The organism is Kribbella sp. (assembly GCF_035687465.1).
GTDB lineage: Bacteria > Actinomycetota > Actinomycetes > Propionibacteriales > Kribbellaceae > Kribbella.
Window position 1 is genome coordinate 1 of the sequence record NZ_DASRXP010000037.1, and the last position, 3,674, is coordinate 3,674.

The window sequence follows — 3,674 nt, forward strand, 5'->3', positions numbered from 1 at the left end:
GAGCCGCGCGACCTAGAGGTGACCGCGGTGGAGCCGTCGGCGCAGATGCGCGCCCAGCGCCTCACTGATCGTGTTGCCGCTATCGACGGCACCGCCGAGGATCTGCCGTTCGCCGACGACACCTTCGATGCCGCAATGGCCACCTTCACGGTGCATCAGTGGTCCGATCTCAACGCCGGTCTGGCTGAAGTACGGCGGGTCACGCGCGGGCCGGTCGTCGTACTGACTTGCGACCCGACCCATCTGCAGAACTTCTGGCTGTATGAGTACGCACCGGAAGCAATCGACACAGAGGCGCGCCGCTACCCGTCTGTCGACGCGATCAGTTCCGGCCTCGGCGGTGGGCAGGCGACATCGGTGCCGATCCCGCTGCATTGCACCGACGGATTCGGCGAAGCGTACTACGGACGCCCAGAGCGACTTCTCGATCCCGGTGCCCGGAAAGCCAACTCCGCTTGGAGCTTCGTCGGGCCCGAGGTTCACGAGCGCTTCGAGACCGACCTCGGCCGCGACCTCGCGGATGGAACCTGGGACGCCAAACACGGCCACCTGCGCGACCAGCCTCATTTCGACGGCTCACTCGTCCTGATCCTGTCACCAGGTCACCTCACCGACGGAGCGGTATGACGGTCCCCACCCAGACCAAAGACTTGCGAGCGCTACTGCGGTCGGTCCCGACGCTCACCGGGACCGCGCCCAGCTTCGACCCGGCGGCTGCACCGGCGGACCCGACCACACTCTTCGTGGAATGGCTCCTGGCCGCGATCGACCAAGGTGCGCCTACCACCTAGCTGTCAGTCGGCGATGGCGTCCAGGATGGCTGTTTCCACGGGGTAGGCGCTGGTTCGGTCTGTCAGGGGGAATTGCTCCAGGAGGTGGACGCCCGGCTGGCCGATGATTCGTGGGCTGGTGCCGCGGTGGGGCCACGATGCTGCGTGGACCAGGAACGGGTGGCAGAGGTAGACGTCGCCCGCGGTACCTGTTGCATGAGTCACCGGCCGGTCGGCGCTTGCCTGGTCTATCGGTGGGCCCGAATCGATCGGCGCGAGTCCGTCTTCGCCCAACGGCGCCAGTACGCGAGCGGCGTCGACGTGGGAGCCGACGCGGATCCGGGTCGGGGCATCGTCGGCGCCGACATCGGTGAGAAGAAAGATCGCCAGCAGACCCCGGTCGCGACTGTGGATGTTGGCCCGCCAATCGGTGCCGTTCCAGTAGCTGGCTTCGATGTGCCAGCCGGCGTCCTTCGGATCAGCAGGATGCGGAAAGCGAACGGGAATCGTCCCGCCGATCCCCTCACGCTTCCACCACTTGTCCGGCCCGATCAACTGGTCGTAGGCCTCCCACAGCACGCCGGCCGTGCCTGCCTCGGCGAACGCCCGCCCCCTGTCGCCTCCTTCCGGACAGTTGATCCGCACAACGGGTTCCGTCCAGGACTCAGCATCAGCCCGCCCGACGCCCTGCCCCTCCAGGTCCTCCCAGATCACGTCCACACACGCCTCAACCACTGCCCGGGGGACGGCTCCCCGAACCGCCACAAACCCATCCCGCACAAACGACGCGACTTCAGCATCCGACAACATGCCAAGAACCCTTGGTCATCCACCCCTCCCCGTCAAACCAATTCCTGCGGTCCTCCGGCCCGGTCTGGCTCAGACAGAACGACTCAAACGACCGCAGCGGTGACGTACACATTCCTGTCTCGTTCAACTGACCCCAGTCGACCGGTGGCTGCCATGGTCACGTCGGCCAGCGCCGGGCTCGTTGCCTCCAGCACCTTCTCCGCCCGCATGTACCACGAGGCGGCAGCCACCTTCCAGCGGCCTTTAGGTCTCTGGAGGAGTCAGATTTGCCCCATATGGGCATTGTTGTTGGTGTGGAGTCATCAGGCCGGTTGAGATGAGCGAGGTTTCAGGCCGCCATGCGCGCCAGACCCACCGCGCTGGGTCTGGGGCGCGTGCTGCCGGTCTGACGCTGGTGAGCGCCCTGGTGCCCGGCCTGGGATTCGTGCTGAGCGGCCGCCGGAAGCTCGGAGCCTTCGTCATCACGCTGTGGGTCGGCTTGCTTGCGCTCGGTGCGTACTTCGGGTTCGCCCGGCGGGAGTCGGTGATCGACCTCCTGGTCGACCCCAGGGAGCTGCTGATCGCGGCCGTGGTGGTGGGGTTCCTCGGATTCTGCTGGATCTGCGTCGTGGTCGCCTCGCACCGGCTGCTCCGGCCGATCACCCTGTCGGCCGGTGGGCGCTTCGCCGGCTCCGCGTTCGTGGGGCTGATCTGCTTCGCGATCGCCGTACCGACGACCGTCGCCGCCCAGAGCGTGCTGGCGCAGCGGGATCTGGTCGGGAGCGTGTTCGCCTCCCAGGGCGACTCCGAGAGCGCAACCCGGCCCGAGTTGGGGAACCAGAAGGATCCGTGGGCGGACACCCCCCGGCTGAACATCCTGCTGCTCGGTGCCGATGACGGCGCGGGTCGTACCGGCACTCGCACCGACACCGTCATGGTTGCCAGCATCGACACGAAGACCGGTGACACCGCACTGATGTCTTTGAGCCGGAACTGGATGCGGATGCCGTTCCCGACGGACTCGCCGCTGCACAAGGTGTATCCGGACGGCTTCTGGGATCCGAGTCTGGGCAACGTCGAGCAGCCGGAGTTCTACCTCGACGCGATGTACGACACCATCCCGAAGCTGCACCCGGGCATTCTCGGGAAGTCGGACAACGAGGGCGCCGACGTACTGAAGGTCGCTGTCGGCGCTGCGATGGGTCTCGACATCTCCTATTACATGCAGGTCAACCTGGCCGGCTTCCAGTCCATGGTCGACGCGCTCGGCGGCATCACCGTCAACATCAACTACAAGGTGCCGATCGGTGGGGACTACGGCACCGGCGAAGGAGCCGGCGCGGCGACCTTGCCTTCGAGCTATCTGCAGCCCGGCCCGAACCAGAAGCTCGACGGTCATGACGCCCTCTGGTTCGCCCGCGGTCGCTACGGGCTGAGTGACGAGTCCAGGCAGGAGCGGCAGCGGTGCACGATCAATGCGATCGTGGACAGCGCGAACCCGTCCACCCTGGTGACGAAGTACCAGCAGATCGCTGCCGCAGGCAAGCAACTGCTGCGGACCGACATCCCCCAGGAGTTGCTGCCGGCGTTCATCGACCTCGGCCTCAAGGTGAAGGACGCCACCGTCTCCAATGTGAACCTGGACAAGTCGAAGAACTTCCCGACCGGCAAGAACCCGGACTACGCGGCGATGCGCAAACTCGTCCAGCAGGCGATCAACCCCGCGACCACCCCAGCCAGTACGCCGATCACGCCGACCACCCCGACATCCACGACGAAGCCGGTCGACAACCCCACGCCCCCGACCGAGAACCTCGCCAACGCCTGCGCCTACCACCCAACCGAGCCGTAGTCCGGACAGACGCTGATCCGGTACGTCGGGGTGCATGGGTGCGTGTGGTTCGCGGGTAGGTGTGGGTGGTTCGCGTCGCCGGGCTGCGTGAGTTTGCTAGTCGCGGCGAGGTGAGTCAAGGGCGCTTCGCGGCCCTGCGGGCTCGAACAAGTTCGACCCTTGACACACCTCACCGCGACCAGGGAAGGACGCAGCTACGCCCGGAGCCGCTGAGAAGAACGGCCACAATTCAGGGGAGTTCGTCGAGGAGATGCCGCCCGGGT

General features: G+C 66.4%; 4 protein-coding genes. 3 read left to right on the top strand and 1 reads right to left on the bottom strand.

The features are described 5' to 3' along the window. The coding region (locus VFG33_RS01820) for a class I SAM-dependent methyltransferase (protein WP_325021651.1) at positions 1–627 on the top strand (627 nt) is incomplete at its 5' end. Continuing rightward, a complete protein-coding gene (locus tag VFG33_RS01825) occupies positions 624–791 on the top strand; it encodes a hypothetical protein (protein ID WP_325021653.1) in 168 nt (55 codons plus the stop codon). The genes VFG33_RS01820 and VFG33_RS01825, both read left to right, overlap by 4 nt. A gap of 3 nt (positions 792–794) precedes the next feature. Here VFG33_RS01825 and VFG33_RS01830 read toward each other — a convergent pair whose 3' ends face one another. Next, entirely contained in the window at positions 795–1,580 is a 786-nt protein-coding gene (locus VFG33_RS01830) for a phytanoyl-CoA dioxygenase family protein (RefSeq protein WP_325021655.1), read from the bottom strand. Positions 1,581–1,896: 316 nt separating this feature from the next. Between VFG33_RS01830 and VFG33_RS01835 the strand changes: the two genes are divergently transcribed. Beyond that, the gene (locus tag VFG33_RS01835) at positions 1,897–3,411 is read left to right on the top strand and encodes an LCP family glycopolymer transferase (RefSeq protein ID WP_325021658.1); all 1,515 of its coding nucleotides are present in this window, start codon (positions 1,897–1,899) and stop codon (positions 3,409–3,411) included. Positions 3,412–3,674: the final 263 nt, after the last annotated feature.